The sequence below is a fragment of the Pantoea sp. VS1 genome (assembly GCF_002207995.1).
Taxonomy (GTDB): Bacteria; Pseudomonadota; Gammaproteobacteria; order Enterobacterales; family Enterobacteriaceae; genus Pantoea; species Pantoea dispersa.
This window is the reverse complement of sequence record NZ_NHZE01000019.1, coordinates 102,743-129,491: the sequence shown is the minus strand read 5'-3', so window position 1 is coordinate 129,491 and position 26,749 is coordinate 102,743. Positions and strand designations below refer to the sequence as shown.

General features: G+C 57.9%; 25 protein-coding genes. 21 read left to right on the top strand and 4 right to left on the bottom strand.

The features are described 5' to 3' along the window. Positions 1-37: 37 nt before the first annotated feature. The 19 genes from cra (at position 38) to secA (ending at position 22,896) form a co-directional block, all read left to right on the top strand. Entirely contained in the window at positions 38-1,048 is a 1,011-nt protein-coding gene (cra, locus tag CBW22_RS11195) for a catabolite repressor/activator (RefSeq protein ID WP_010615604.1), read from the top strand. Positions 1,049-1,540: 492 nt separating this feature from the next. Next, positions 1,541-1,999, top strand: a complete 459-nt coding sequence (gene mraZ / locus CBW22_RS11190; RefSeq protein ID WP_021507569.1) for a division/cell wall cluster transcriptional repressor MraZ — start codon at positions 1,541-1,543, stop codon at positions 1,997-1,999. Between the two features lie 2 nt (positions 2,000-2,001). After that, entirely contained in the window at positions 2,002-2,943 is a 942-nt protein-coding gene (gene rsmH, locus CBW22_RS11185; protein WP_088516657.1) for a 16S rRNA (cytosine(1402)-N(4))-methyltransferase RsmH, read from the top strand. Beyond that, positions 2,940-3,260 carry a cell division protein FtsL gene (ftsL, locus tag CBW22_RS11180; protein ID WP_021507567.1) on the top strand — a complete coding sequence of 107 codons (321 nt, stop codon included), beginning with the start codon at positions 2,940-2,942 and terminating at the stop codon, positions 3,258-3,260. Before rsmH ends, ftsL begins: the two co-directional genes overlap by 4 nt. Positions 3,261-3,276: 16 nt before the next feature. Next, positions 3,277-5,046: a peptidoglycan glycosyltransferase FtsI gene (locus CBW22_RS11175; protein ID WP_088516656.1), complete on the top strand. Its 1,770-nt coding sequence runs from the start codon at positions 3,277-3,279 to the stop codon at positions 5,044-5,046. Next, positions 5,033-6,520 carry a UDP-N-acetylmuramoyl-L-alanyl-D-glutamate--2,6-diaminopimelate ligase gene (gene murE, locus CBW22_RS11170; RefSeq protein ID WP_088516655.1) on the top strand — a complete coding sequence of 496 codons (1,488 nt, stop codon included), beginning with the start codon at positions 5,033-5,035 and terminating at the stop codon, positions 6,518-6,520. The genes CBW22_RS11175 and murE overlap by 14 nt, the downstream gene beginning before the upstream one ends. Then, entirely contained in the window at positions 6,517-7,878 is a 1,362-nt protein-coding gene (gene murF / locus CBW22_RS11165) for a UDP-N-acetylmuramoyl-tripeptide--D-alanyl-D-alanine ligase (RefSeq protein ID WP_088516654.1), read from the top strand. Before murE ends, murF begins: the two co-directional genes overlap by 4 nt. After that, positions 7,872-8,954, top strand: a complete 1,083-nt coding sequence (gene mraY / locus CBW22_RS11160; protein WP_021507563.1) for a phospho-N-acetylmuramoyl-pentapeptide-transferase — start codon at positions 7,872-7,874, stop codon at positions 8,952-8,954. Before murF ends, mraY begins: the two co-directional genes overlap by 7 nt. A 2-nt stretch (positions 8,955-8,956) precedes the next feature. Then, a complete protein-coding gene (murD, locus tag CBW22_RS11155) occupies positions 8,957-10,273 on the top strand; it encodes a UDP-N-acetylmuramoyl-L-alanine--D-glutamate ligase (RefSeq protein WP_088516653.1) in 1,317 nt (438 codons plus the stop codon). Beyond that, the gene (ftsW, locus tag CBW22_RS11150) at positions 10,273-11,487 is read left to right on the top strand and encodes a cell division protein FtsW (protein WP_021507561.1); all 1,215 of its coding nucleotides are present in this window, start codon (positions 10,273-10,275) and stop codon (positions 11,485-11,487) included. Before murD ends, ftsW begins: the two co-directional genes overlap by 1 nt. After that, a complete protein-coding gene (gene murG / locus CBW22_RS11145) occupies positions 11,484-12,542 on the top strand; it encodes an undecaprenyldiphospho-muramoylpentapeptide beta-N-acetylglucosaminyltransferase (RefSeq protein ID WP_088516652.1) in 1,059 nt (352 codons plus the stop codon). Before ftsW ends, murG begins: the two co-directional genes overlap by 4 nt. 70 nt (positions 12,543-12,612) lie before the next feature. Next, positions 12,613-14,088: a UDP-N-acetylmuramate--L-alanine ligase gene (gene murC / locus CBW22_RS11140; protein WP_031279704.1), complete on the top strand. Its 1,476-nt coding sequence runs from the start codon at positions 12,613-12,615 to the stop codon at positions 14,086-14,088. Next, positions 14,081-15,001: a D-alanine--D-alanine ligase gene (locus tag CBW22_RS11135; protein ID WP_088516651.1), complete on the top strand. Its 921-nt coding sequence runs from the start codon at positions 14,081-14,083 to the stop codon at positions 14,999-15,001. The genes murC and CBW22_RS11135 overlap by 8 nt, the downstream gene beginning before the upstream one ends. A 1-nt stretch (position 15,002) precedes the next feature. Next, a complete protein-coding gene (gene ftsQ / locus CBW22_RS11130) occupies positions 15,003-15,842 on the top strand; it encodes a cell division protein FtsQ (protein ID WP_021507557.1) in 840 nt (279 codons plus the stop codon). Continuing rightward, positions 15,839-17,095 carry a cell division protein FtsA gene (ftsA, locus tag CBW22_RS11125; protein WP_013507861.1) on the top strand — a complete coding sequence of 419 codons (1,257 nt, stop codon included), beginning with the start codon at positions 15,839-15,841 and terminating at the stop codon, positions 17,093-17,095. The genes ftsQ and ftsA overlap by 4 nt, the downstream gene beginning before the upstream one ends. A 71-nt stretch (positions 17,096-17,166) precedes the next feature. After that, positions 17,167-18,321: a cell division protein FtsZ gene (gene ftsZ / locus CBW22_RS11120; protein WP_021507556.1), complete on the top strand. Its 1,155-nt coding sequence runs from the start codon at positions 17,167-17,169 to the stop codon at positions 18,319-18,321. Positions 18,322-18,422: 101 nt separating this feature from the next. Beyond that, on the top strand, positions 18,423-19,340 hold the full coding sequence (lpxC, locus tag CBW22_RS11115; RefSeq protein WP_031279703.1) for a UDP-3-O-acyl-N-acetylglucosamine deacetylase: 918 nt from the start codon (positions 18,423-18,425) through the stop codon (positions 19,338-19,340). Between the two features lie 272 nt (positions 19,341-19,612). Further along, positions 19,613-20,113: a secA translation cis-regulator SecM gene (secM, locus tag CBW22_RS11110; protein WP_058759623.1), complete on the top strand. Its 501-nt coding sequence runs from the start codon at positions 19,613-19,615 to the stop codon at positions 20,111-20,113. Positions 20,114-20,190: 77 nt separating this feature from the next. Continuing rightward, positions 20,191-22,896, top strand: coding sequence for a preprotein translocase subunit SecA (gene secA / locus CBW22_RS11105; protein ID WP_059010287.1), 2,706 nt, complete (start codon positions 20,191-20,193; stop codon positions 22,894-22,896). A 40-nt stretch (positions 22,897-22,936) separates the two neighbouring features. On the opposite strand, the gene CBW22_RS11100 is transcribed toward secA, so the two are convergent. Next, entirely contained in the window at positions 22,937-23,323 is a 387-nt protein-coding gene (locus CBW22_RS11100) for a winged helix-turn-helix domain-containing protein (RefSeq protein ID WP_088516650.1), read from the bottom strand. A 185-nt stretch (positions 23,324-23,508) separates the two neighbouring features. Here CBW22_RS11100 and mutT point away from each other — a divergent pair, with 185 nt between their 5' ends. After that, entirely contained in the window at positions 23,509-23,904 is a 396-nt protein-coding gene (gene mutT / locus CBW22_RS11095; RefSeq protein ID WP_010618124.1) for an 8-oxo-dGTP diphosphatase MutT, read from the top strand. A gap of 26 nt (positions 23,905-23,930) precedes the next feature. On the opposite strand, the gene yacG is transcribed toward mutT, so the two are convergent. The 3 genes from yacG to coaE are packed head-to-tail and all read right to left on the bottom strand — an operon-like array spanning position 23,931 to position 25,493. After that, a complete protein-coding gene (gene yacG / locus CBW22_RS11090; protein WP_021507551.1) occupies positions 23,931-24,128 on the bottom strand; it encodes a DNA gyrase inhibitor YacG in 198 nt (65 codons plus the stop codon). A gap of 8 nt (positions 24,129-24,136) precedes the next feature. Next, entirely contained in the window at positions 24,137-24,880 is a 744-nt protein-coding gene (gene zapD, locus CBW22_RS11085; RefSeq protein WP_058759493.1) for a cell division protein ZapD, read from the bottom strand. 4 nt (positions 24,881-24,884) lie between these two features. Beyond that, positions 24,885-25,493: a dephospho-CoA kinase gene (coaE, locus tag CBW22_RS11080; protein WP_088516649.1), complete on the bottom strand. Its 609-nt coding sequence runs from the start codon at positions 25,491-25,493 to the stop codon at positions 24,885-24,887. 207 nt (positions 25,494-25,700) lie between these two features. On the opposite strand from coaE, the gene CBW22_RS11075 reads away from it, so the two are divergent. Further along, positions 25,701-26,741: a GMP reductase gene (locus tag CBW22_RS11075; protein ID WP_021507548.1), complete on the top strand. Its 1,041-nt coding sequence runs from the start codon at positions 25,701-25,703 to the stop codon at positions 26,739-26,741. The last annotated feature ends 8 nt before the right edge of the window (positions 26,742-26,749 follow it).

Genomic DNA, 26,749 nt, shown 5'->3' with positions numbered 1-26,749 from the left:
TTCGCCAGCCCTGGCTTATCAGAATTAAGGTGTCATCGTGAAACTGGATGAAATTGCGCGCCTGGCGGGCGTGTCGCGCACCACGGCGAGCTATGTCATCAATGGCAAAGCGCGGCAGTATCGTGTCAGCGACAAAACCGTTGAGAAAGTCATGGCGGTGGTGCGTGAGTACAACTATCACCCCAACGCGGTGGCTGCGGGCCTGCGCGCCGGACGCACCCGTTCGATTGGTCTGGTGATCCCCGATCTGGAAAACACCAGTTATACCCGCATCGCCAACTATCTTGAACGCCAGGCGCGTCAGCGCGGCTATCAGCTGCTGATTGCCTGTTCCGAAGACCAGCCGGATAACGAAATGCGCTGCATTGAGCATCTGCTGCAGCGTCAGGTGGATGCGATCATCGTTTCCACATCCCTGCCGCCGGAACATCCGTTTTATCAGCGCTGGGTCAACGATCCGCTGCCAATTATCGCGCTGGACCGCGCGCTGGATCGTGAACACTTCACCAGCGTGGTCGGTGCCGATCAGGATGACGCGCAGGCGCTGGCGGCTGAATTGCGTCAGCTGCCGGTGAAAAACGTGCTGTTTCTCGGCGCGCTGCCGGAGCTGTCGGTCAGCTTCCTGCGTGAAATGGGGTTCCGCGAGGCGTGGCAGGGCGATGAGCGCCCGATCGATTTCATCTATTGCAATAGCTTTGACCGCGCCGCTGCGGCGACGCTGTTTGAAAAATACCTCGAAGACCACGCGATGCCCGAAGCGCTGTTTACCACCTCGTTTGGCCTGCTGCAGGGGGTGATGGACGTGACGCTGAAGCGTGACGGCCGCTTGCCGACAGACCTGGCTATTGCGACTTTCGGCGACCACGAATTATTAGACTTTCTGGAGTGCCCGGTGCTGGCGGTAGGGCAGCGCCATCGCGATGTCGCTGAGCGTGTGCTGGAGCTGGTGCTGGCTTCGCTGGATGAGCCACGCAAACCGAAGCCAGGTTTAACCCGTATCCGCCGTAATTTATTCCGCCGCGGACAATTAAGTCGTCGCGCTAAATGAAGCGTCGGGCGAGACGTCGCCCGCGCTAATTTCTCTCATCCATATTTAACCAGACGCACACGGGCGTAAAAAAGCGTAAATTATCATCGCCCCGGCTAACGAATTATCGGCGCTGGATTTTCTTATTTGTTTACATCTTCAGCAATCGCGCATAGCAGAGCTGACGCGATGGTGCTGGGCTTCCTTTCAGAAATCCCCTAAAATGCCGCCGCCGTCGCAGATTGGGGCAGAATAATCGCAGCGGTAAAATTGCGCTAATTTTCACCGATAAATCTGACGCAAATTTTTTTTATACTGTTATTCATCAGGTTAATTTTAAATTGACCATTCATTCTCCTCTTATTCTTCTCTCCGGTTAATTTCCTTCGGTGTAAAGAGTGATATTCACTTGCCGTTGCGGCTTGACAAGGATTTCATCGGCTCCGTAAACTCGTTTCGTGGTAAAAAGTGGGATAAAGTGGTGAAAACGGGTAACTGAGGGGTAGGGCTGGCATGTTCCGTGGAGCAACGTTAGTCAATCTCGACAGCAAAGGGCGCCTGGCGGTGCCGACGCGTTATCGCGAATTGCTGCTCGCAGAGTCTCAGGGTCAAATGGTTTGCACCATTGACCTCCATCAGCCCTGCCTGCTGCTTTATACCCTGCCCGAATGGGAAATTATTGAGAAAAAACTGGCCCGGTTATCCAGTATGAATCCGAACGAGCGTCGCGTGCAGCGTCTGCTGTTAGGTCATGCCAGCGAGTGCCAGATGGATAACGCAGGCCGTTTACTGCTGGCGAATACGTTGCGCCAGCATGCGAGCCTGACCAAAGAAGTGATGCTGGTTGGACAGTTCAACAAGTTTGAGCTGTGGGATGAACAGACCTGGTATCAACAAGTTAAGGACGATATTGACGCAGAACAGTCAGCTCAGGAGCCTTTATCTGAGCGGTTGCAGGACTTGTCGCTATAGCTATGCAGGAAAATTTTAAACACACCACGGTGCTGCTGGATGAGGCGGTTAACGGCCTTAATATCAGGGAAGACGGCATTTATATTGACGGCACCTTTGGTCGCGGCGGTCACTCACGCCTGATCCTGTCGCAGCTTGGCGCGCACGGACAGTTACTGGCGATCGATCGCGATCCGCAAGCCATAGCCGCAGCCGCTGAGATAAAAGATCCACGTTTCTCAATTGTGCACGGGCCGTTTTCAGCGCTGGCTGAGTATGTCGAAGCGCGCGGGCTGACCGGCAAAATCGATGGCGTACTGCTGGATTTGGGCGTCTCTTCGCCTCAGCTGGATGACGCCGAGCGCGGTTTCTCCTTTATGCGCGACGGGCCGCTGGATATGCGTATGGATCCGACGCGCGGTCAGTCGGCAGCCGAGTGGTTGCAGAGTGCAGAAGAGGCAGACATTGCGTTTGTGCTGAAAACCTACGGCGAAGAGCGCTTCGCGAAACGCATTGCCCGCGCCATCGTCGAGCGCAACCGGGAACAGCCGATGACGCGCACCAAAGAGCTGGCCGATCTGATTGCGGCGGCAACGCCGGTAAAAGATAAGTTTAAGCATCCGGCGACGCGCAGCTTCCAGGCGATACGCATCTGGATCAACAGTGAGCTGGAAGAGATCGATATCGCGCTGAAAGGGGCATTAACGGTGCTGGCACCGGGCGGGCGTTTATCCATCATCAGCTTCCACTCGCTGGAGGATCGGCTGGTGAAGCGCTTTATGCGTGACCAGAGCCGCGGACCGCAGGTGCCGGCCGGGATTCCGATGACCGAGAGCCAGCTGAAAGCGCTGGGCGGACGTGAACTGAAAACCCTCGGCAAGCTGATTCCTGGCGAAGCCGAAGTCAAAGACAACCCGCGCGCGCGCAGTTCGGTCCTGCGTATCGCTGAGAGAACCGCATCGTGATTGGCAATGAGCGTCACAGCCTGCCCGGCGTCATTGGTGGCGATCTGCTGCGTTTTGGCAAGATCCCGCTGCTGCTGCTGATCGCCGTGCTGGTTTCTTCGGTGCTGGTGGTGACCACCACGCATAAGACCCGTCTGCTGACGGCGCAGCGTGAGCAGCTGGTGCTGGAGCGTGATGCGCTGGATATCGAATGGCGCAACCTGATCCTCGAAGAGAATGCGCTGGGCGATCACAGCCGGGTAGAACGGATAGCAACCGATAAGCTGCAGTTGCAGCATGTTGATCCTTCACAGGAAAATATTGTGGTGCAGAAATAAGGAATCGCAGACCTCAATGAGCGGCGCAGGCAAAACGCTGAAGTTAAGAAAACAGGAAGATAAGGCCAGCTTTGTAAGCTGGCGTTTTGCGTTGCTGTGCGGCTGTATTCTTCTGGCGCTGGGTGGATTGCTGTCGCGCGTGGCGTGGCTGCAGGTCATCAGCCCGGATAAGCTGGTGAAGGAAGGCGATTTACGTTCGCTGCGCGTGCAGGAAGTGCCTACCGCGCGCGGCATGATCAGCGATCGCGCCGGACGCCCGCTGGCGGTAAGCGTGCCGGTTAACGCCATCTGGGCCGATCCCAAAGAGCTGACCGAGCACGGCGGCGTCACCGTTGATAGCCGCTGGAAAGCGCTGTCGGATGCGCTGTCGATCCCGCTCGATCAGCTGGCGGCGCGCGTCAACGCCAATCCAAAAGGGCGCTTTATTTACCTCGCCCGTCAGGTTAACCCGGCGATTGGCGAATACGTGAAAAAGCTCAAGCTGCCCGGTATTTACCTGCGTCAGGAGTCGCGCCGCTACTATCCGGCCGGCCAGGTCACCGCCCACCTGATTGGCTTCACCAACATTGACGGCCAGGGCATTGAAGGCATCGAGAAGAGCTTTGATAAATGGCTGACCGGCGAGCCGGGCGAACGTACCGTGCGCAAAGACCGCTACGGGCGGGTGATTGAAGATATCTCCTCGGTCGACAGTCGCGCCGCGCACAACCTGACACTGAGCATCGACGAGCGCCTGCAGGCGCTGGTGTACCGCGAACTGAACAATGCCGTTGCCTTCAACAAAGCCGAATCGGGCACTGCGGTGCTGGTGGACGTGAACACCGGCGAAGTGCTGGCGATGGCCAACAGCCCGGCTTACAACCCCAATAATCTCAGCAACACGCCGAAAGACGTCATGCGTAACCGCGCTATTACCGACATCTTCGAGCCAGGTTCCACCGTGAAGCCAATGGTGGTGATGACCGCACTGCAGCGCGGCGTGGTGAAAGAGAACAGCGTTCTGAACACCGTGCCGTATCGCGTCAATGGCCATGAGATCAAAGACGTGGCGCGCTACAACGAATTGACCCTTACCGGGGTTCTGCAGAAGTCGAGTAACGTCGGGGTTTCGCGCCTCGCGTTAGCGATGCCCTCCTCAGCGCTGGTAGAAACTTACGCGCGCTTTGGCCTGGGTAAACCGACCAATTTGGGGCTGGTCGGGGAAAGTAGTGGCTTATACCCTCAAAAACAACGGTGGTCTGACATAGAGAGGGCCACCTTCTCTTTCGGCTACGGGCTAATGGTAACGCCGTTACAGTTAGCGCGAGTCTACGCAACCATTGGCAGCTACGGCATCAATCGCCCGCTGTCGATTACCAAAGTTGACCCGCCGGTGGCGGGCGAGCGTGTTTTCCCGGAAGACCTGGTGAAAACCGTGATGCACATGATGGAAAGCGTGGCGCTGCCGGGTGGCGGTGGTGTTAAAGCCGCCATCAAGGGCTATCGCATCGCGATCAAAACCGGTACCGCGAAAAAAGTCGGGCCGGACGGACGCTACGTCAATAAATACATTGCTTACACCGCGGGCGTTGCGCCTGCCAGTCACCCGCGTTTTGCGCTGGTGGTGGTGATCAACGATCCCCAGGCCGGTAAATATTATGGTGGTGCGGTTTCTGCACCGGTGTTTGGCGCCATCATGGGCGGTGTCCTGCGCACCATGAACATTGAACCGGATGCGCTGCCAACGGTGGATAAAAACGAGTTGGTGAAGAATAAGAGAAGTGAGGAATCAAGTGACAGATCGTAACCTGCGCGACTTGCTGGCCCCGTGGGTGCCTGGCGCGCCGGCGCGTCCACTCCGTGACATGACACTGGACAGCCGCGCTGCGGCTGCTGGCGATCTGTTTATCGCCGTGGCGGGCCATCATGCTGATGGACGTCGATTTATTCCACAGGCCATCGCCCAGGGTGTGGCGGCGGTCATTGCCGAGGCTGAAGGTGAAGCCAGCGATGGTGATATCCGCGAGATGCACGGCGTCCCGGTTATCTATCTGGCTCAGCTGCCGCAACGCCTCTCCGCGCTGGCCGGGCGTTTCTACCAGCAGCCGGCTGACAAATTAAAGCTGATTGGTGTGACCGGCACTAACGGCAAAACCACCACCACGCAGCTGATTGCCCAGTGGGCCAACCTGCTGGGCGAAACCGGCGCGGTGATGGGCACGGTGGGCAATGGTCTGTACGGTCAGTTGGTGCCGAGTGAAAACACCACCGGTTCAGCGGTGGATGTACAGCATATTCTGCACGACCTGGTCGGGCAGGGGGCTACCGTCGCCGCGATGGAAGTCTCTTCGCACGGTCTGGTGCAGCATCGCGTGGCCGCGCTGCCGTTTGCCGCCGCGGTGTTTACCAATCTGAGCCGCGATCACCTTGATTATCATGGTGATATGCAGGGCTACGAATCGGCCAAGTGGCTGCTGTTCTCTGAGCATCAGGTAGGCGAGGCCATCATCAACGCTGATGATGAAGTGGGCCGCCGCTGGCTGGAAAAATTACCGGATGCCGTGGCTGTCACGCTGGGCAACAATCTGCAGCCCGGCTGTCGTGGCCGCTGGCTGCAGGCGACAGCGATCGATTATCACGACGGCGGCGCACACGTGCAGTTCAGTTCGAGCTGGGGCAACGGCGAGTTTGACAGCCGCCTGATGGGTGCCTTTAACGTCAGCAATCTGCTGCTGGCGCTGGCGACACTGCTGACGCTGGATTATCCGCTCGACACGCTGGTGGCCAGTGCCAGCCAGCTGCAGCCGGTGTGCGGTCGTATGGAAGTGTTCACCGCTGCGCACAAGCCGACGGTGGTGGTGGATTACGCACATACGCCAGACGCGCTGGAGAAAGCGCTGGAAGCGGCCCGGCTGCACTGCAAGGGCCAGCTGTGGTGCGTGTTTGGCTGCGGTGGCGACCGTGACAAAGGCAAACGCCCGCTAATGGGCGCGATTGCCGAACAGTTTGCCGATATCGTGGTGATCACTGATGACAATCCGCGGAGCGAAGAGCCGACGGCGATTGTTAACGACATTCTCACCGGTCTGCTCGATCCGGGCCGGGCACGCGTTATTGCAGGACGAGCGCAGGCGGTTACCCATGCGGTGATGCAGGCCAGCGCCGACGACATCGTGCTGGTGGCCGGTAAAGGCCATGAAGATTATCAAATCATCGGCAACCGCCGCCTTGACTACTCTGACCGCGACACCGTCGCCCGTTTGCTGGGGGTAATGGCATGATTCCGGTTACGCTGAAAACCCTGGCAGAGATTAGCGGTGGGCAGCTGCACGGCAGCGATCTCACGATTGCGGAAGTCACCACGGATACCCGTAAAGTTACCCCAGGCAGCCTGTTTGTGGCGCTGGTGGGCGAACGTTTTGATGCGCACGATTTTGCCGCCGACGCTATCGCCAGTGGCGCACAGGCGCTGCTGGTGAATCGTCGTTTAGCGGTTGACGTGCCGCAGGTGGTGGTCGCTGACACGCGTATCGCTTTTGGTCAGCTCGGCGCCTGGGTGCGTCAGCAGGCGAAAGCGCGCGTGGTGGGGCTGACCGGCTCCTCCGGGAAAACCTCTGTGAAAGAGATGACCGCGGCGATTCTGCGCCAGTGCGGTGAAACGCTGTATACCGCCGGCAATCTCAACAACGATTACGGCGTGCCGATGACGCTGCTGCGTCTTACCCCGCAACACGCGTATGCCGTGATTGAAATGGGCGCGAACCATCAGGGTGAAATCGCCTACACCACCAATCTGGTGCGTCCGGAAACCGCGCTGGTCAACAATCTGGCGGCGGCGCATCTGGAAGGCTTCGGTTCACTGGCGGGAGTGGCAAAAGCCAAAGGCGAAATCTTTGGCGGCTTACCGGTGCACGGCACTGCAATCATCAACGCTGACAGCAACGATCTGCCCAACTGGCAGCCGCAGTTCGCTGACAAAACCCTGTGGCGCTTCTCGCCGCAGCCGATGGCAGACGCGGAGTTCCGCGCCAGCGATATCGTACTGCGCGCTGACGCCACGCTGTTTACCCTGCACACGCCGCGCGGCGACATCGCCGTCGAGCTGCCGCTGCCGGGTCGGCACAATATCGCTAATGCGCTGGCTGCTGCCGCGCTGGCGCTGTCGGTTGACGCGCCGTTAACCGCTATCCAGTCTGGCCTTAAAACCTTACAGCCCGTTCCTGGGCGCCTGTTCCCGATTCGCCTCGCCGGTAATCAGCTGCTGCTGGATGACAGCTACAACGCCAACGTCGGTTCGATGACCGCCGCTGCGCAGGTGCTGGGCGATATGCCGGGCTTCCGCGTCATGGTGGTCGGCGACATGGGCGAGCTGGGCGACGAAGCCGAAGCCTGTCATCGTCAGGTGGGTGAAGCGGCGAAAGCCGCTGGTATTGATTGTGTGCTGAGCACCGGCAGGTTCAGCCATTTGATTAGTGAAAGCAGCGGCCGGGGCGAACATTTCGCCAGTAAAGCTGAACTGACTGAACGTTTACGCACGCTGCTGTCCCAACATGCGGACATCACTATTTTGGTTAAAGGTTCACGTAGTGCCGCCATGGAGCAGGTAGTACAGAGCTTACAGGAGAAAGGAACATGCTAGTCTGGCTGGCCGAACATCTGGTCGCATTTTATTCCGGCTTTAACGTCTTTTCCTATCTGACGTTTCGCGCCATTGTCAGCCTGCTGACCGCTCTGTTCATCTCTTTATGGATGGGCCCGCGCCTGATCGCCTGGCTGCAGAAACTGCAGATTGGCCAGGTGGTACGTAACGATGGTCCGGAGTCGCACTTCAGCAAGCGCGGCACGCCGACCATGGGCGGCATAATGATTCTGACCTCCATCACGGTTTCGGTGCTGATGTGGGCTTATCCGTCCAATCCTTACGTCTGGTGCGTGCTGGTGGTGCTGGTCGGTTTTGGCGTAATTGGCTTTGTTGATGACTATCGCAAAGTGGTGCGTAAAGACACTAAAGGCCTGATCGCGCGCTGGAAATATTTCTGGATGTCGGTGATTTCGCTTGGTGTGGCGTTCGCGCTGTTCATCGCCGGTAAAGATACGCCTGCCACACAGCTGGTGGTGCCATTCTTCAAAGATGTTATGCCGCAGCTCGGCCTGTTCTACGTGGTGCTGGCCTACTTTGTGATTGTCGGAACCGGTAATGCGGTCAACCTGACAGACGGTCTGGATGGCCTGGCCATCATGCCAACGGTGTTTGTCGCGGCGGGATTTGCGCTGGTGGCCTGGGCGACCGGTAACGTGAAATTTGCCGAGTACCTGCACATTCCGTATCTGCGTCACGCCGGTGAGCTGGTGATTGTCTGTACCGCGATTGTCGGGGCCGGTCTCGGCTTCCTGTGGTTCAACACCTATCCGGCGCAGGTCTTTATGGGCGACGTGGGTTCGCTGGCGCTGGGTGGCGCACTGGGCACGCTGGCAGTGCTGCTGCGTCAGGAATTTTTGCTGGTGATCATGGGCGGCGTATTTGTGGTCGAGACGCTGTCGGTGATTCTGCAGGTGGGTTCGTTCAAGCTGCGCGGTCAGCGTATTTTCCGCATGGCGCCGATCCACCATCACTATGAACTGAAAGGCTGGCCGGAGCCGCGCGTGATCGTGCGCTTCTGGATTATTTCGCTGATGCTGGTGCTGATTGGCCTGGCAACGCTCAAGGTACGTTAATCATGGCTGACTATCGGGGCAGAAAAGTCGTCATCATTGGATTAGGCATTACCGGCCTTTCCTGTGTTGATTTCTTCCTCGCGCAGGGTGTGACGCCCCGCGTGATGGATACCCGTGTGTCACCGCCGGGGCTGGACAAACTGCCAGAGCAGGTGGAGCGCCACGTTGGCGGTATCAACAGCGACTGGCTGCTGGCATGCGATTTGATCATCGCCAGCCCGGGCATCGCGCTGGCGCACCCGGCGCTGAGCGAAGCGGCCGACGCCGGCATTGAAATTGTCGGCGATATCGAACTGTTCTGCCGTGAAGCGCAGGCGCCGATTGTGGCGATCACCGGTTCCAATGGCAAAAGTACCGTCACCACGCTGGTGGGCGAAATGGCGCGCGCCGCGGGCTGGCAGGTGGGCGTAGGCGGCAACATTGGGCTGCCAGCGCTGACGCTGCTCAAATCGCCGGCGCAGCTGTATGTGCTGGAGCTCTCCAGCTTCCAGCTGGAAACCACCCACAGCCTGAAAGCGGCGGCGGCAACCATCCTCAACGTCACTGAGGATCATATGGATCGCTATCCGCTCGGCATACAGCAGTACCGCGCCGCTAAATTACGCATCTATGAAAACGCGGATATCTGCGTGGTGAATGCCGACGATGGCATGACCATGCCGGTGCGCGGCGCCGATCGCCGCTGCGTCAGCTTTGGTATCGACGTTGGCGATTATCACCTCAACCAGCAGCAGGGCAGTACCTGGCTGCGGGTGAAGGGCGAGAAAGTCCTTAATACCGACGAGATGAAGCTGGTCGGGCAGCACAATTACACCAATGCGCTGGCCGCGCTGGCGCTGGCCGATGCGGTGAATATCCCGCGCGCCTCCAGCCTGAAAGCGTTAACCACCTACAGCGGCCTGCCGCATCGCTTCCAGCTGGTGCACGAAGCGCATGGCGTGCGCTGGATTAATGATTCGAAAGCCACCAACGTGGGCAGCACCGAAGCCGCGCTTAACGGCCTGCAGGTGAAAGGTACGCTGTGGCTGCTGCTGGGTGGCGATGGCAAAGGGGCGGACTTTACGCCGCTGGCGCGCTATCTGCAGGGCGACAACGTGCGGCTGTTCTGCTTTGGCCGCGACGGCGACGCGCTGGCCGCGCTGCGTCCGGCGGTGGCGACGCGCACCGACACGCTCGAACAGGCGATGACGCAGATTGCCGCTCAGGTGCAGGCGGGCGACATGGTGCTGCTGTCACCGGCGTGCGCCAGCCTCGACCAGTTCCGTAATTTTGAACAGCGTGGCGATCGCTTCGCGCAACTGGCGAAGGAGCTGAGCTGATGCGTATTCCCGGAGCCAGTATCGCCAGTTTTATTTCGCTGCGCCTGCGTGATTGGGTGATGGGCGCGCGCGACAACGACGACGCGCCGGTGGTGCTGTATGACCGCACGCTGCTGTGGCTGACGTTTGGCCTGGCGATTATCGGTTTTGTCATGGTCACCTCGGCGTCGATGCCGGTTGGACAGCGTCTTAACGACGACCCGTTCTACTTTGCCAAGCGTGATGCCTTTTATATCGCACTGGCGCTGGGGATGGCGTTAGTGACGCTGCGCGTACCGATGGATTTCTGGCAGCGCTACAGTAACGCGATGCTGATGGCTTCGGTGGCGATGCTGCTGATCGTACTGGTGGTCGGTAGCTCGGTTAACGGCGCATCGCGCTGGATCGCGCTGGGGCCGCTGCGTATTCAGCCGGCGGAGTTATCCAAGCTGTCGCTGTTCTGCTATCTCGCCAGTTATCTGGTGCGCAAAGTGGAAGAGGTGCGGAACAACTTCTGGGGCTTCTGTAAGCCGATGGGCGTGATGGTGGTGCTGGCGGTGCTGCTGCTGGCCCAGCCAGACCTCGGCACCGTGGTGGTGCTGTTTGTTACCACGCTGGCGATGCTGTTCCTGGCGGGCGCCAAACTGTGGCAGTTCCTGGCGATTATCGGCTCCGGCATTTTCGCCGTAGTGCTGCTGATTATCGCGGAACCTTACCGTATGCGCCGCGTGACCTCCTTCTGGAACCCGTGGGAAGATCCGTTCGGCAGCGGCTACCAGCTGACTCAGTCGCTGATGGCGTTTGGCCGCGGTGAGTTCTGGGGGCAGGGCCTGGGCAACTCGGTGCAGAAACTGGAGTATCTGCCGGAAGCGCATACCGACTTTATCTTCTCAATTATCGGTGAAGAGTTGGGTTATGTCGGTGTGGTTTTGGCGCTGTTGATGGTATTCTTCGTCGCTTTTCGCGCAATGTCGATTGGCCGTCGCGCGCTGGAGATCGACCAGCGTTTTTCCGGCTTCCTCGCCTGTTCCATTGGCGTGTGGTTTAGCTTCCAGGCGCTGGTTAACGTTGGTGCGGCGGCGGGTATGCTGCCGACCAAGGGCCTGACGCTGCCGCTGATCAGTTACGGTGGATCGAGTCTGATCATTATGTCGACCGCTATCGTGTTTTTATTGCGCATAGATTATGAAACGCGTCTGGCAAAAGCCCAGGCGTTTACCCGAGGTGCCCGATGAGTGGTAAACGGCTGATGGTCATGGCAGGGGGTACCGGCGGACATGTGTTCCCCGGACTGGCCGTGGCGCATCATCTGATCGAACAAGGCTGGCAGGTGCGCTGGCTGGGAACGGCAGACCGGATGGAAGCCGATCTGGTGCCAAAGCATGGCATCGATATCGACTTCATTCGCATTAGCGGACTGCGCGGTAAAGGCATAAAGGCCCTGCTGCTGGCACCGGTGCGCATCTTCAATGCGTGGCGCCAGGCGCGCCGCATCATGAAAAACTGGCAGCCGGATGTGGTGCTGGGCATGGGCGGATATGTTTCCGGTCCGGGCGGCCTTGCGGCGTGGAGTTGCGGCATCCCGGTGGTGCTGCACGAGCAGAACGGCATTGCCGGGCTGACCAACAAGTGGCTGGCGAAAATCGCTACCACAGTGATGCAGGCTTTTCCGGGCGCGTTCCCCACTGCCGAGGTGGTGGGCAACCCGGTGCGTAATGATGTGCTGGCGCTGCCGCTGCCGGCGCAGCGTCTGGCACACCGCAGCGGGCCGATTCGCGTGCTGGTGATTGGCGGTAGTCAGGGCGCGCGCATCCTCAATCAGATCGTGCCGCAGGTCGCCGCCGAACTGGGTGACGCCATCACGTTGTGGCATCAGACCGGCAAAGGCGCACGGGAGACCGTGCAGCAGGCGTATCACGCCGCTGGCCAGCCGCAGCACAAGGTCACCGAGTTTATCGATGACATGGCGCAAGCCTATGCATGGGCCGATGTGGTGGTGTGCCGCTCCGGCGCGCTGACCGTCAGTGAAGTGGCGGCGGCGGGTTTACCGGCGATTTTCGTGCCGTTCCAGCACAAAGATCGTCAGCAGTACTGGAATGCGCTGCCGCTGGAAAAAGCCGGCGCGGCCAAAATTTTCGAGCAGCCGCAGTTTACTGCTGCGGCCGTCGCAGACACGCTGCGCAACTGGGATCGCGCCACGCTGCTGGCGATGGCGGAAAAAGCCCGCCAGGTCGCGATTCCTGATGCGACTGAACGGGTGGCACAAGAGGTTGCGCGCGTCGCGAAATAAGTTAACCGGTCAGTTTGACTGGCCCGCATCTGAATGCAGGTGCAAACGGGAAAACAGGTAACAGAGACAGATGAATACACAACAATTGGCAAAACTGCGTTCTATTGTGCCCGAGATGCGTCGCGTCCGGCACATCCACTTTGTCGGCATCGGCGGTGCCGGCATGGGCGGTATTGCCGAGGTGTTGGCGAACGAAGGCTATCACATTAGCGGCTCCGATCTGGCACCCAATCCGGTTACGCAGCATCTGGCCTCGCTGGGCGCGACCATTTACTTCAACCATCGCCCGGAAAATGTTACCGATGCCAGCGTCGTCGTGGTTTCCACCGCCGTGGCGCAGGACAACCCGGAGCTGGTGGCGGCGCGTGAGCAGCGTATCCCGGTGATCCGCCGGGCGGAGATGCTGGCTGAGCTGATGCGTTTCCGTCACGGCATCGCGATTGCCGGCACGCACGGCAAAACCACCACCACCGCGATGGTGACCAGTATTTATGCGGAAGGCGGTCTCGATCCGACGTTCGTCAATGGCGGTCTGGTTAAAGCGGCGGGTACGCACGCGCGCCTCGGCAGCAGCCGTTATCTGATTGCGGAAGCGGACGAAAGCGACGCGTCTTTCCTGCATCTGCAACCGATGGTGGCGATTGTCACTAACATCGAAGCGGATCACATGGATACCTATCAGGGCGATTTTGAGAACCTGAAGCAGACGTTTATTAACTTCCTGCACAACCTGCCGTTTTACGGGCGCGCGGTGATGTGCGTGGACGATGTGGTGATTCGCGATCTGATTCCGCGCGTGGGCCGTCAGGTCACCACCTATGGTTTCAGCGACGATGCGGATGTGCGGGTCGAAAACTACGAACAGCGCGGCGCGCAGGGCCACTTCACCCTGATTCGTCAGGACAAACCGGTGCTGCACGTGACGCTGAATGCGCCGGGTCGCCATAACGCGCTGAACGCCGCGGCAGCCGTGGCGGTTGCCAGCGAAGAGGGCATTGACGACAACGCCATTCTGGCGGCGCTGGAGAGTTTCCAGGGCACCGGTCGCCGTTTCGACGTGCTGGGCGAGTTTGACACCGCAGCCGTTAACGGTAAGCCAGGCAGCGCGATGCTGGTCGACGATTATGGCCATCATCCGACCGAAGTGGATGTCACCATCAAAGCGGCGCGCGCCGGCTGGCCAGAGAAAAAGCTGGTGATGGTGTTTCAGCCGCATCGCTACACGCGCACCCGCGACCTGTTCGATGATTTCGCCAATGTGCTGTCGCAGGTGGATGTATTACTGATGCTGGATGTCTACCCGGCGGGCGAAGCCGCTATTCCGGGCGCGGACAGCCGTTCACTGTGCCGTGCCATCCGCAATCGCGGCAAGGTTGATCCGATTCTGGTCTCCGAGCACGAAGCGCTGCCGGATGCGCTGGCGCCGCTGCTGTCCGGCGACGATCTGGTGATTGTGCAGGGCGCCGGCAACATCGGCAAAATTGCCCGCAAGCTGGCTGAGATTCAGCTGCAGCCGGCTCTGAACACGGAGGCGCGCCATGGCTGAGAAAGTCGCGGTATTGATGGGCGGTACCTCCGCCGAGCGCGAGGTGTCACTGATGTCCGGCAGCGCGGTGCTGGCGGGACTGCGCGAGATGGGCATTGATGCGCACGGTGTCGACACCCGTGACGTCTCAGTGCTGGACCTCCCGCAGCAGGGCTTTGCCAAAGCGTTTATCGCGCTGCACGGTCGCGGTGGCGAAGATGGCACGCTGCAGGCGCTGCTGGAGTTTCTGCAACTGCCCTACACCGGCAGCGGCGTCATGGCGTCGGCCATCACCATGGATAAACTGCGCAGCAAACTGCTGTGGCAGGGCAGGGGATTGCCGGCGGGCAAATTTGTCTGGCTGACGCGCCAGCAGTATGAGCAGGGGCTGGATGCTGCAGCGCAGGCGTCGATTGACGCGCTCGGACTGCCGCTGTTTGTGAAGCCAAGCTGTGAAGGTTCCAGCGTTGGCATCAGCCGCGTGAACCAGGCGGAAGCGCTGCCAGCCGCGCTGCAGGAGGCGTTTCGCCATGATGATGACGTGCTGGTGGAAGCTTTTCTCAGCGGTGCCGAATACACCGTGGGCATCGTCGGCGACGAAATTCTGCCGTCAATCAGAATTCAGACCGCCAGCGAGTTCTATGACTATGAAGCAAAATACATTTCTGACGATACTCAATACTTCTGCCCGAGCGGCCTGAGTGCGGAGAAAGAGGCGGAACTGCAGACATTAGTGCTGGCCGCGTGGCGCGCGTTAGGCTGCAGCGGCTGGGGACGGGTTGATGTGATGGTCGACGGCGACGGCAACTTCCAGCTGCTGGAAGTGAACACGTCGCCAGGCATGACCAGCCACAGCCTGGTGCCGATGGCGGCAAAGCAGGCGGGATACAGCTTCCCGCAACTGGTGGCGCGCATTCTGGAGCTGGCTGACTGATATGTCTCAGGCGGCACTGCGCGTTAGAAATCGCGAACCTCAGGAGCGTGCGCGCTCCGGACGGAGCAACGGAGCACGGCTGTTTGGCATCGTGTTCCTGCTGCTGGTGATGGGCATCATGGTGGCTGGCGGCCTCGTGGTGCTGAAGTGGATGAATGATGCGTCTCGTCTGCCGCTGTCGAAGCTGGTGGTGACGGGCGAAACCCACTACACCACGCACGATGATATTCGTCAGGCGATTTTATCGCTCGGCGCGCCGGGAACGTTCATGTCGCAGAACGTGGACATTATCCAGCAGCAGATCGAGCGTTTACCGTGGATTAAACAGGTTAGCGTGCGCAAGCAGTGGCCTGATGAGCTGAAGATAAACCTGGTGGAGTACGTCCCGGTGGCACGCTGGAATGACTCGCACATGGTGGACGCCGATGGCGTCTCTTTCAGCGTCCCGGCCAGCCACATCGGCAAAGAGACGTTGCCGATGCTGTATGGTCCGGAAGGCAGTGAGAAAGAGGTATTGGCTGGCTATCACACCATGAGTGATGTGCTGCGGGCCAGTAAGTTTACCCTGAAGGTCGCGTCGATGACGGCGCGGCGCTCGTGGCAGCTGGTGACCAGCGACGATGTGCGCATCGAACTGGGGCGCAGCGATACCATGAAGCGTCTGAACCGTTTTATTGAGCTCTATCCGGAGTTGCAGCAGCAGGGCCAGAGTCAGAACCAGCGCATCAGCTATGTTGATCTACGCTATGACTCCGGCGCCGCAGTAGGCTGGGCACCGGCACCGATTGAGCCACAGGACAGTAATCAGCAACAAAACCAGGCACAGGCTAAACCACAATGATCAAGGCAACGGACAGAAAACTGGTAGTAGGACTTGAAATCGGCACTGCGAAGGTCGCCGCCCTGGTTGGGGAAATTCTGCCCGATGGTATGGTCAACATTATTGGCGTCGGCAGCTGCCCGTCCCGCGGTATGGACAAAGGCGGCGTGAACGATCTGGAGTCGGTGGTGAAGTGCGTTCAGCGCGCCATCGACCAGGCGGAATTGATGGCAGACTGCCAGATTTCGTCGGTATACCTTGCTTTATCGGGCAAACATATTAGTTGTCAGAACGAAATCGGGATGGTTCCGATTTCCGAAGAGGAAGTCACTCAGGATGATGTGGAAAACGTGGTGCATACGGCGAAATCCGTTCGCGTGCGCGACGAACATCGTATTCTGCATGTGATTCCACAGGAATACGCCATCGATTATCAGGAAGGCATCAAAAATCCGGTTGGCCTTTCCGGCGTGCGTATGCAGGCCAAGGTGCATCTCATCACCTGCCACAACGATATGGCAAAAAATATCGTGAAAGCCGTTGAACGTTGTGGCCTGAAAGTTGACCAACTGATTTTTGCCGGACTGGCATCCAGTTTTTCGGTGCTGACCGAAGATGAACGTGAGCTGGGAGTCTGTGTTGTTGACATCGGTGGCGGTACAATGGATATCGCGGTGTACACCGGCGGCGCGCTGCGTCATACCAAAGTGATTCCCTATGCCGGGAACGTGGTGACCAGCGATATCGCCTATGCCTTTGGCACACCGCCAACCGACGCCGAAGCGATTAAAGTGCGTCATGGTTGTGCGCTGGGTTCGATTGTCGGCAAAGACGAAAACGTCGAGGTGCCGAGCGTGGGTGGACGTCCACCGCGCAGCCTGCAGCGCCAGACGCTGGCAGAAGTGATTGAGCCGCGTTACACCGAACTGCTGAATCTGGTGAACGACGAGATTCTGCAACTGCAGGAGCAACTGCGCCAGCAGGGCGTGAAGCACCATCTGGCAGCCGGTATTGTGCTGACCGGCGGTGCGGCGCAGATTGAAGGTCTGGCGGCCTGTGCCCAGCGGGTGTTCCACACCCAGGTGCGCATCGGTCAGCCGCTTAACATCACCGGCCTGACGGATTATGCGCAGGAGCCGTACTACTCGACGGCGGTTGGCCTGCTGCATTACGGCAAAGAGTCACACATGAACGGTGATGCAGAAACGGAAAAACGTGCTTCAGTGGGCAATTGGTTTAAACGCATCAACAGCTGGCTGAAGAAAGAGTTTTAATTTTTTGAAAAAGGAGATCATCAGGCAATGTTTATGATCTCCAGGCGACAGGCACATAACGGAGAGAAATCATGTTTGAACCTATGGAATTAACCAATGACGCGGTGATTAAAGTCATCGGCGTCGGCGGTGGCGGTGGCAACGCCGTAGAGCACATGGTACGCGAGCGTATCGAAGGTGTGGAATTCTTCGCTGTGAATACCGACGCGCAGGCGTTGCGTAAAACGGCGGTCGGCCAGACGATTCAGATCGGGACCAATATCACCAAAGGTCTCGGTGCGGGTGCTAACCCGGAAGTCGGTCGTACCTCGGCGGAAGAGGATCGCGAAGCACTGCGTTCTGCGCTGGAAGGGGCAGACATGGTGTTTATCGCCGCGGGCATGGGTGGCGGTACCGGTACCGGTGCAGCTCCTGTGGTGGCTGAAGTAGCCAAAGATTTAGGCATCCTGACGGTTGCGGTGGTGACGAAGCCCTTCAACTTCGAAGGGAAAAAACGCATGGCGTTTGCTGAGCAGGGTATCGCAGAGCTGTCTAAGCATGTTGATTCACTGATCACCATTCCTAACGACAAGCTGCTGAAAGTGCTGGGCCGTGGTATCTCTCTGCTGGATGCCTTCGGTGCGGCTAACGACGTGCTGAAAGGTGCGGTGCAGGGTATCGCAGAACTGATTACCCGTCCGGGTCTGATGAACGTCGACTTCGCCGACGTGCGTACCGTGATGTCAGAAATGGGTTACGCAATGATGGGTTCTGGCGTTGCCTGTGGTGAAGACCGTGCTGAAGAAGCGGCCGAAATGGCGATCTCCAGCCCGCTGCTGGAAGATATCGATCTGTCGGGTGCGCGTGGCGTGCTGGTCAACATCACGGCGGGCTTCGATCTGCGCCTGGATGAGTTCGAAACCGTGGGTAACACTATCCGCGCCTTCGCCTCGGACAACGCGACCGTGGTTATCGGTACTTCACTGGATCCAGAGATGAACGACGAGCTGCGCGTCACCGTGGTGGCGACCGGTATCGGCATGGACAAGCGTCCGGAAATCACCCTGGTGACTAACAAGCCTGCGACTCAGCCGGTCATGGATCATCGCTACCAGCAGCACGGCATGGCGCCGCTGCCGCAGGAGCAGAAACCGGCCGCAAAAGTGGTGAATGACCAGCCAGCGTCATCCAGCAAAGAGCCTGACTATCTTGATATTCCAGCCTTCCTGCGTAAACAGGCAGACTAAGAATATCCTGAGAATTGGGATTCTCCGCTCTTTGTGCTAAAGTATTCGCCCGCCGGTAATTTATACTGGCGGTCGGATGGGTAATATTGCGAGATAATGCGATGATCAAACAAAGGACATTAAAACGTATTGTTCAGGCGACTGGCGTCGGTTTGCATACCGGCAAAAAAGTCACGCTGACTTTACGCCCTGCGTCGGCTAATACCGGGGTCATCTATCGTCGCACTGACTTGAATCCACCGGTTGATTTCCCGGCTGATGCAAAATACGTGCGCGACACCATGCTGAGTACCTGCCTGGTGAATGATGAAGGCGTGCGTATTTCGACGGTTGAACACCTGAATGCTGCATTGGCAGGTCTGGGTATCGACAACATTATTGTTGAAGTCGATGCGCCAGAAATTCCGATCATGGATGGCAGTGCCGCGCCTTTTGTTTATTTGCTGATGGATGCCGGTGTCGAAGAGCTGAACAGTGCGAAGAAATTCGTGCGCGTGAAGCAAACGGTACGGGTAGAAGATGGCGATAAGTGGGCCGAGATCAAACCGTACAACGGTTTTTCACTCGACTTCACCATCGACTTCAAACATCCGGCGATCGACTCAAGCTCGCAGCGTTACCAGCTCAATTTCTCGGCTGAATCCTTTGTGCGTCAGATTAGCCGTGCGCGCACCTTTGGCTTTATGCGTGAAATCGAATATCTGCAGTCTAAAGGCCTGTGCCTGGGCGGTAGTTTAGATTGTGCGATTGGCCTCGATGACTTCCGCGTATTGAATGAAGATGGCCTGCGCTTTGAAGATGAGTTCGTGCGTCACAAAATGTTGGACGCCATCGGCGACCTGTTCATGTGTGGTCATAACGTGATTGGCGCATTCTCTGCGTTCAAGTCCGGCCATGCGCTGAACAACAAACTGTTGCAGGCGGTACTGGCGAAGCAGGAAGCCTGGGAATGGGCGACCTTCGAAGACGAAGCTGAACTGCCACTGGCCTTCAAAGCGCCAAATTTAGTGCTGGCTTAATTAGTCAGCCATCAAACGGCGGGCTTCCCTGACACCCTCTCCGGTCAGTGGAACCCGCCGTTTTTTATTGCCCGCCGCTGAGGCTGTAATCCCGCTCGCAAAACCCTGTTGTCAGCGACCAAACCCTGCGCAAAAAAACGTGAAATCCGCCGTAAGCCCTTTAATCCCTGATGTCGAAGCCCCACATAAGTGCTATTATCTGGCGCTCATGTAAGCAGGGTGCGTAACGCAACTCTGGCTTAGCGCTTAATGACTGGCATGATGGACGAAAGGTGATCGGGATTTTCTCACGCTGGCGACAACTCGGCAGACGCTATTTCTGGCCTCATCTCCTGTTGGGAATGGTGGCGGCCAGTCTCGGCCTGCCTGCCTGTGCACAAAGCGCAGAGCCCACCAGCAGCGATTCGCCGGTCAGCAGCCTGTTTACCGGCAAGGTGGTGCGATTTGATCACCTGATTCGCCTGCAGGAAAGCGCGCGTCGCCCCAGTTTCAACGTTGATTACTGGCATCAGCACGCCATCCGCACCGTCATTCGCCATCTCTCATTTAGCATGACGCCGCCCGCGACAGCGGAAGCGGAACATGCATTGCCGCTGGCGGCGCAAAAGCTGGCGCTGATTGACTCGCTGCAGGCGCTGCTGACTTCACCCGCGCAACCTTTAGCCACGATGGCACCGCCGTCGCGAGCGCATCATGTTTTGCCCAACGTTCACTCTTCTGCTGACTGGCAGGCTGCTATTCATGGCATCCGCGCCGGACCTTTCATTGCTTAACGCTAACGTTTTTTTCCTTTTTCTGTTTTTTGCCTTTGCAGCCCGTATTGTTACGGCTGAATTGAGATAAATTTATTATGTTAATCAAATTGTTAACGAAAGTTTTTGGTAGCAGCAATGATCGTACTCTGCGCCGCATGCGTAAAGTGGTCGATGTCATCAATAAGATGGAGCCGGAGTTCGTCAAACTGTCTGACGACGAACTGAAAGCGAAAACCGATCAATTCCGCGAGCGCCTGAAAAAAGGTGAAACGCTGGAGAGCCTGATTCCCGAAGCCTTCGCCACCGTGCGTGAAGCCAGTAAGCGCGTGTTTGGCATGCGCCACTTTGACGTGCAGCTGATCGGCGGCATGGTGCTCAACGAACGCTGCATCGCGGAGATGCGTACCGGTGAGGGTAAAACCCTGACTGCGACGCTGCCGGCCTACCTGAATGCGCTGAGCGGCAAGGGCGTTCACGTTGTGACCGTCAACGACTATCTGGCGCAGCGTGACGCCGAAAACAACCGTCCGCTGTTTGAGTTCCTTGGTCTGACGGTCGGTATCAACCTGCCGGGCATGCCGGCGGTGGCCAAGCGCGCTGCCTATGCAGCCGATATCACCTACGGCACCAACAACGAATACGGCTTCGATTATCTGCGCGATAACATGGCCTTCAGTCCGGAAGAGCGCGTACAGCGTAAACTGCACTATGCGCTGGTGGATGAGGTGGACTCGATCCTGATCGATGAAGCGCGTACGCCGCTGATTATCTCGGGTCCGGCCGAAGACAGCTCCGATCTCTACATCAAGGTCAACAAAATCATTCCACACCTGGTGCGCCAGGAAAAAGAAGACTCGGATAACTTCCAGGGCGAAGGTGACTTCTGGGTAGATGAAAAAGCCCGTCAGGCGCACATGACCGAGCGCGGTCTGGTGAAAGTGGAAGAGCTGCTGGTCAGCCAGGGCATCATGGATGAGGGCGAATCACTCTACTCGCCGACCAACATCATGCTGATGCACCACGTGACGGCAGCGCTGCGCGCCCATGCACTGTTCACCCGCGACGTTGACTACATCGTGAAGGACGGCGAGGTGATCATTGTTGATGAACACACCGGCCGTACCATGCAGGGACGTCGCTGGTCTGATGGCCTGCATCAGGCGGTCGAAGCCAAAGAGGGCGTGGAGATCCAGAATGAAAACCAGACGCTGGCTTCCATCACCTTCCAGAACTACTTCCGTATCTACGAGAAACTGGCCGGTATGACCGGTACCGCTGATACTGAAGCGTTTGAATTCAGCTCCATCTACAAGCTCGATACCATCGTGGTGCCGACCAACCGTCCGATGGTGCGTAAAGATATGGCCGATCTGGTCTACATGACCGAGAAAGAGAAGATCGACGCCATTATCGAAGATATTCGCACCTGTACGGCTAACGGGCAGCCGGTACTGGTAGGCACCATCTCGATTGAAAAATCGGAAGTGGTATCTCAGGAGCTGACGCGCGCGGGTATCAAGCACAGCGTACTGAACGCCAAGTTCCACGCCAGCGAAGCGGATATCGTGGCGCAGGCAGGTCAGCCAGCCGCGGTAACCATCGCGACCAACATGGCCGGTCGTGGTACGGACATTATGCTCGGCGGTAGCTGGCAGGCAGAAGTGGCCGCGCTGGAAAACCCGACGGAAGAGCAGATTGAAGCCATCAAGGCGGCGTGGAAACTACGCCATGATGCGGTGCTGGCGGCAGGCGGTTTGCATATTATCGGTACCGAACGCCACGAATCACGCCGTATCGATAACCAGCTGCGCGGCCGTGCGGGCCGTCAGGGTGACGCCGGTTCTTCGCGCTTCTATCTGTCGATGGAAGATGCGCTGATGCGTATCTTTGCCTCCGATCGTGTGTCTAACATGATGCGTAAGCTGGGTATGAAGCCGGGTGAAGCGATTGAACATCCGTGGGTAACCAAAGCGATTGCTAATGCGCAGCGCAAAGTGGAAAGCCGCAACTTCGATATCCGTAAACAGCTGCTGGAATACGATGACGTGGCTAACGATCAGCGCCGCGCCATTTACAGCCAGCGTAACGAACTGCTGGATGTCTCTGACGTGTCGGACACCATCAATAGCATCCGCGAGGATGTGTTCAAAGCCACTATCGACACTTACATTCCGCCGCAGTCTCTGGAAGAGATGTGGGACGTCCCGGGGCTGGAAGAGCGTCTGCGCAATGATTTCGATCTGGATCTGCCGATTGCCGAGTGGCTGGATAAAGAGCCGGATCTACATGAAGAGACGCTGCGTGAGCGCATCATGAGCCGCGCCAGCGAAAACTATGCGGCGAAAGAAGAAGTGGTCGGCGCAGAAATGATGCGCAACTTCGAAAAAGGCGTGATGCTGCAAACGCTCGACTCGCTGTGGAAAGAGCATCTGGCGGCGATGGACTATCTGCGTCAGGGTATCCATCTGCGTGGCTATGCGCAGAAGGATCCGAAGCAGGAGTACAAACGTGAATCTTTCGCCATGTTTGCCGCGATGCTGGAGTCGCTGAAGTACGAAGTGATCAGCACCCTGAGCAAAGTGCAGGTGCGGATGCCGGAAGAAGTGGAAGCGATGGAGCAGCAGCGTCGTGAAGAAGCAGAGCGCCTGGCACAGCAGCAGCAGCTCAGTCACGTCGATGACGACACCGCAGCGGCCGCTGCACTGGCGGCACAGGGCGGTGAGCGGAAAGTGGGACGTAACGATCCGTGCCCATGCGGCTCAGGTAAAAAATACAAACAGTGTCACGGTCGTCTGGCCTGATAACAACAAGGAGCCCGCGGGCTCCTTTTTCTTTGGCTGATTAGCGGGTAATCGCCATCAGCTTCTCCTCATTTAGCCGCACGCCATGATAGGGCAGCGTAACCAGCAGCCCATCCGGCAAACCATAGCGTTTCAGCAACGCCCGGCTCTGAAACAGCAGTTGGTGATAATTGTTGTCGCTGATCCCCGGATAGCTCTCATTCCATACCGTGGCAATGATCTGCCGTTTTGAGGTGATGCGCAGCAGCAGGCAGGAGAAGAAGCGCTTTTGCGCTTCATTAAGCGGGATGGTCTTCTGTTCTGGCCAACAGGTTAAGGTGTTTTGCGCGCTGTCGAGCGTCAGGATGTCGTGAAAAACCAAATGGCGTAAGGTATTCATCTGTTTCTGTGCGTCTTGCGCCAGAAACGTTGTTAGTTTGCGTTCCATGTGTAGTCGGCCTGGCTAGAGTAAAGTGGCTGCGAGTATTCCCAACATGGCGCGGTGCGATCATTACGACCTGTCTTAATAACTGGAATCTGTGCGACAGGATCGCGGTGAAGCCGACAGCAGTTAACATCGTCCGGCGTCTGCTTTAAAATCAGCGCTCACTCACTACAAGCGGAATCCAGCTTATGAAACACCTGCAGGTGGCGGTGGGCATCATTCGCAATGCCAGTCGTCAGATCTTTCTTGCCCAGCGCGCAGCAAGCTCCCACATGGCCAACAAATGGGAGTTCCCGGGCGGAAAAATTGAACAGCACGAAAGCGCAGAACAGGCGTTAAAACGTGAGCTGATGGAAGAAACCGGTATTGAAGTGACGGCGGCGAAAGCGATTGGTCAGGCCGACCACAGTTACGATGACCTGCGTGTTACGCTGCATTTCTTCCTTGTGGAGGGCTGGCAGGGTGAGCCGTGGGGACGCGAAGGTCAGCCGCAGCGTTGGGTCGAGCAGCGTGATTTAGTGGCCGATGAATTTCCACCTGCCAACCACGCCCTGATTGCCCGCTTAGTGGCGGGCGAGATTTAAACTCAGGGGCCGCGTGCCCCTGCCGATCACGACTGCTCTTCACTCCAGTCGTCACTCTCCGTCATGTCACCGCTGCTGGGAATGCGTTTCTCCTCAGCGGCCCACTCGCCCAGGTCGATCAACTGACAGCGTTTGCTGCAAAACGGGCGCCACGGGCTGAGTTCATCCCACATCACGGCTTTACCGCAGTTGGGGCAAGGTACGGTAATCATCTCTTCCTGCATAACATCCTCTAACAACAGGCTAATTCAAAATTCAGGCGCGCCGGCACTTCACCGCGTTCGCTATCGAGCGGTAAAAAGCGGATGGCATAGCGGCTTTTATGACCAGAGACCTGCGGATAGAGCGCATCTTCCAGCGTCAGCTGCAGGCGCAGCAGGTCGGACCCTTCGGCGTTATCCTGATAAAAGCCGTTGAGGCTGGTCTGATGGCGAAACACGCCCGACTGACGAATCAGGTTGAGGATCATCGTCAGGCTGTTGCGCAGCGGATCGAGCGAGGCCAGCCAGCTATTCACCAGGGTATCGCGCAGCGCCTGTGGCTGGTGCAGCCAGATGTGTAAACCCGGCAGATCAAAACTGCAGCAGCCGCCGGGAATGCTCAGGCGCTGACGCACTGAGGCAATCAGCCGGTCTTCACGCAGCTGCTGACCCATGCGCGGCGCGGCCATCAGCTCGCTGGATTGCTGCTTCAGCTGTTCGCGCAGCTGGCTGACGGTGTGTTCATCGACACCCGGCACATCCAGCCAGGCACGCAGTTTTTGCTGCTGACGTTCCAGCTCTTTTAACAGCTCGGTGCGCATATCGCCGCGTTCGAAGATATCCAGCAGGTCGCCAATAATACGAAACACACCGAGTGCGGCAACCGAGCTGTTAACCGGCAGCGTTTCATGCAGCTGGTTGATCAAAAACTCCACGCGCAGCCAGGTGCGCATTTTCTCATTCAATGGGTGTTCAAACAGAACCACTGTGCTCATGATATTAATCCCGTCCGGTTGCTGCCAGGCGTAAATAGCGCTGGTGAAGTTCAGCAACGCGCGGCAAAGCCTGTTCCGGCGTGCCGCTGTTATCAATGATGTCATCCGCGCAGGCTAAACGCTGCTGACGGCTGGCCTGCGCGGCAAGAATCCGTTGCGCCTGGCTGAGAGAGATACCATCACGCTGGCGGGTGCGCTGCAGCTGCGTGGCCTCATCGACATCCACGACTAATACCCGATCGGCCTGATGCTGCAGACCATTTTCTACCAGCAGCGGCACTACCCACATGACGTAAGGCGAAGCTGCCTGCGCCTTCAGCTGCTGGGTACGGGCGTTAATCAGCGGGTGCAGCAGTTGATTGAGCCAGTTTTTCTCTTGCGGCTGCTGGAAAATAATTTCCCGCAGCCGCGCGCGGTAAAGCGTGCCTTCTGCGGTCAGAATCGATTCTCCGTGGCGTTTCACAATCGCATTGAGCGCAGGTGTGCCCGGTTCAACCACCTCGCGGGCAATCACATCGGCATCAATGATGTCGACGTTCAGCGCGGCAAAAGCGTTAGCAATGGTGCTTTTACCACTACCAATGCCGCCGGTCAGTGCAACGGTAAAAGGCATAGCGTTCTCTCAACATTTTCTCATCTGCCGCAGCGTGATGAGAGCCCGATCACAATCGGTTTTCTCAGCTAAATTTAACGGATTGTAGCTTAAATAAAGTGAAATTCGCAGTCTTGTCGCGGAACGAATGGCGCGTATGATAACGACACTGGAGCCGTGAGCGCTACCCGAACTGCGGTTCGTCGTCACTAACCAGGACACTCTGCTATGCGTATCGAAGAAGATGTAAAACTGGGCTTTAAAGATGTATTGATCCGCCCGAAACGCTCCACGCTGAAAAGCCGTTCTGAGGTTGAGCTGGAACGCACGTTCACCTTCAAACATTCAGGCCTCGCCTGGTCCGGCGTTCCGGTGATTGCCGCCAACATGGATACCGTCGGCACCTTTACCATGGCCGAAGCGCTGGCTGGCTTTAACGTGCTGACCGCCGTTCACAAGCACTACAGTGTTGAAGCGTGGCAAACCTTTATCCAGCGCGTACCGGCTACAGTGCTCAGCCACGTGATGGTCTCCACCGGCACCTCAGAAGCAGATTTCACAAAGTTAAGCGCGATCCTCGCGCTGTCGCCCCAGCTCAATTTTATCTGTATTGATGTGGCAAACGGCTACTCCGAGCACTTTGTTGCCTTCCTGCAGCGCGCGCGGGAAAGCTTCCCGGGGAAAACCATTTGTGCCGGGAATGTGGTGACCGGTGAAATGGTCGAAGAGCTGATTCTGTCCGGGGCCGACATTGTGAAGGTGGGAATCGGTCCGGGTTCGGTCTGCACCACGCGCGTCAAAACCGGCGTTGGCTACCCGCAACTCTCAGCGGTGATTGAGTGTGCTGATGCGGCGCACGGCCTCGGTGGGCAGATTGTCAGTGACGGCGGTTGCGCCGTGCCGGGCGATATCGCCAAGGCGTTCGGCGGCGGCGCTGACTTCGTGATGCTCGGCGGCATGCTGGCGGCGCACGATGAGTGCGAAGGCACTCTTGTTGAAGAGCAGGGCGAGCAGTTCATGCTGTTCTACGGCATGAGCTCCGAATCCGCGATGAAACGTCATGTGGGCGGTGTGGCGGGCTACCGCGCCGCAGAAGGTAAAACCGTTCGTCTGCCGCTGCGTGGACCGGTCGCGGAGACGGTGAAAGATATCCTCGGCGGGCTGCGCTCGGCCTGTACTTACGTTGGCGCAGAGCGCCTGAAAGAGTTGACCAAACGCACCACCTTTATTCGTGTGGCAGAGCAGGAAAACCGCGTCTTTAACCGCTGATGTGCCGC

Excerpts from the sequence above, each read along its gene's own strand:
- mraZ (WP_021507569.1), top strand. The coding sequence starts at position 1,541 with ATGTTCCGTGGAGCAACGTTAGTCAATCTCGACAGCAAAGGGCGCCTG.
- rsmH (WP_088516657.1), top strand. The coding sequence starts at position 2,002 with ATGCAGGAAAATTTTAAACACACCACGGTGCTGCTGGATGAGGCGGTT.
- CBW22_RS11175 (WP_088516656.1), top strand. The coding sequence starts at position 3,277 with ATGAGCGGCGCAGGCAAAACGCTGAAGTTAAGAAAACAGGAAGATAAG.
- murF (WP_088516654.1), top strand. The coding sequence starts at position 6,517 with ATGATTCCGGTTACGCTGAAAACCCTGGCAGAGATTAGCGGTGGGCAG.
- mraY (WP_021507563.1), top strand. The coding sequence starts at position 7,872 with ATGCTAGTCTGGCTGGCCGAACATCTGGTCGCATTTTATTCCGGCTTT.
- murD (WP_088516653.1), top strand. The coding sequence starts at position 8,957 with ATGGCTGACTATCGGGGCAGAAAAGTCGTCATCATTGGATTAGGCATT.
- ftsW (WP_021507561.1), top strand. The coding sequence starts at position 10,273 with ATGCGTATTCCCGGAGCCAGTATCGCCAGTTTTATTTCGCTGCGCCTG.
- murG (WP_088516652.1), top strand. The coding sequence starts at position 11,484 with ATGAGTGGTAAACGGCTGATGGTCATGGCAGGGGGTACCGGCGGACAT.
- murC (WP_031279704.1), top strand. The coding sequence starts at position 12,613 with ATGAATACACAACAATTGGCAAAACTGCGTTCTATTGTGCCCGAGATG.
- CBW22_RS11135 (WP_088516651.1), top strand. The coding sequence starts at position 14,081 with ATGGCTGAGAAAGTCGCGGTATTGATGGGCGGTACCTCCGCCGAGCGC.
- ftsQ (WP_021507557.1), top strand. The coding sequence starts at position 15,003 with ATGTCTCAGGCGGCACTGCGCGTTAGAAATCGCGAACCTCAGGAGCGT.
- ftsA (WP_013507861.1), top strand. The coding sequence starts at position 15,839 with ATGATCAAGGCAACGGACAGAAAACTGGTAGTAGGACTTGAAATCGGC.
- ftsZ (WP_021507556.1), top strand. The coding sequence starts at position 17,167 with ATGTTTGAACCTATGGAATTAACCAATGACGCGGTGATTAAAGTCATC.
- lpxC (WP_031279703.1), top strand. The coding sequence starts at position 18,423 with ATGATCAAACAAAGGACATTAAAACGTATTGTTCAGGCGACTGGCGTC.
- secA (WP_059010287.1), top strand. The coding sequence starts at position 20,191 with ATGTTAATCAAATTGTTAACGAAAGTTTTTGGTAGCAGCAATGATCGT.
- CBW22_RS11100 (WP_088516650.1), bottom strand. The coding sequence starts at position 23,323 with ATGGAACGCAAACTAACAACGTTTCTGGCGCAAGACGCACAGAAACAG.
- mutT (WP_010618124.1), top strand. The coding sequence starts at position 23,509 with ATGAAACACCTGCAGGTGGCGGTGGGCATCATTCGCAATGCCAGTCGT.
- yacG (WP_021507551.1), bottom strand. The coding sequence starts at position 24,128 with ATGCAGGAAGAGATGATTACCGTACCTTGCCCCAACTGCGGTAAAGCC.
- zapD (WP_058759493.1), bottom strand. The coding sequence starts at position 24,880 with ATGAGCACAGTGGTTCTGTTTGAACACCCATTGAATGAGAAAATGCGC.
- coaE (WP_088516649.1), bottom strand. The coding sequence starts at position 25,493 with ATGCCTTTTACCGTTGCACTGACCGGCGGCATTGGTAGTGGTAAAAGC.
- CBW22_RS11075 (WP_021507548.1), top strand. The coding sequence starts at position 25,701 with ATGCGTATCGAAGAAGATGTAAAACTGGGCTTTAAAGATGTATTGATC.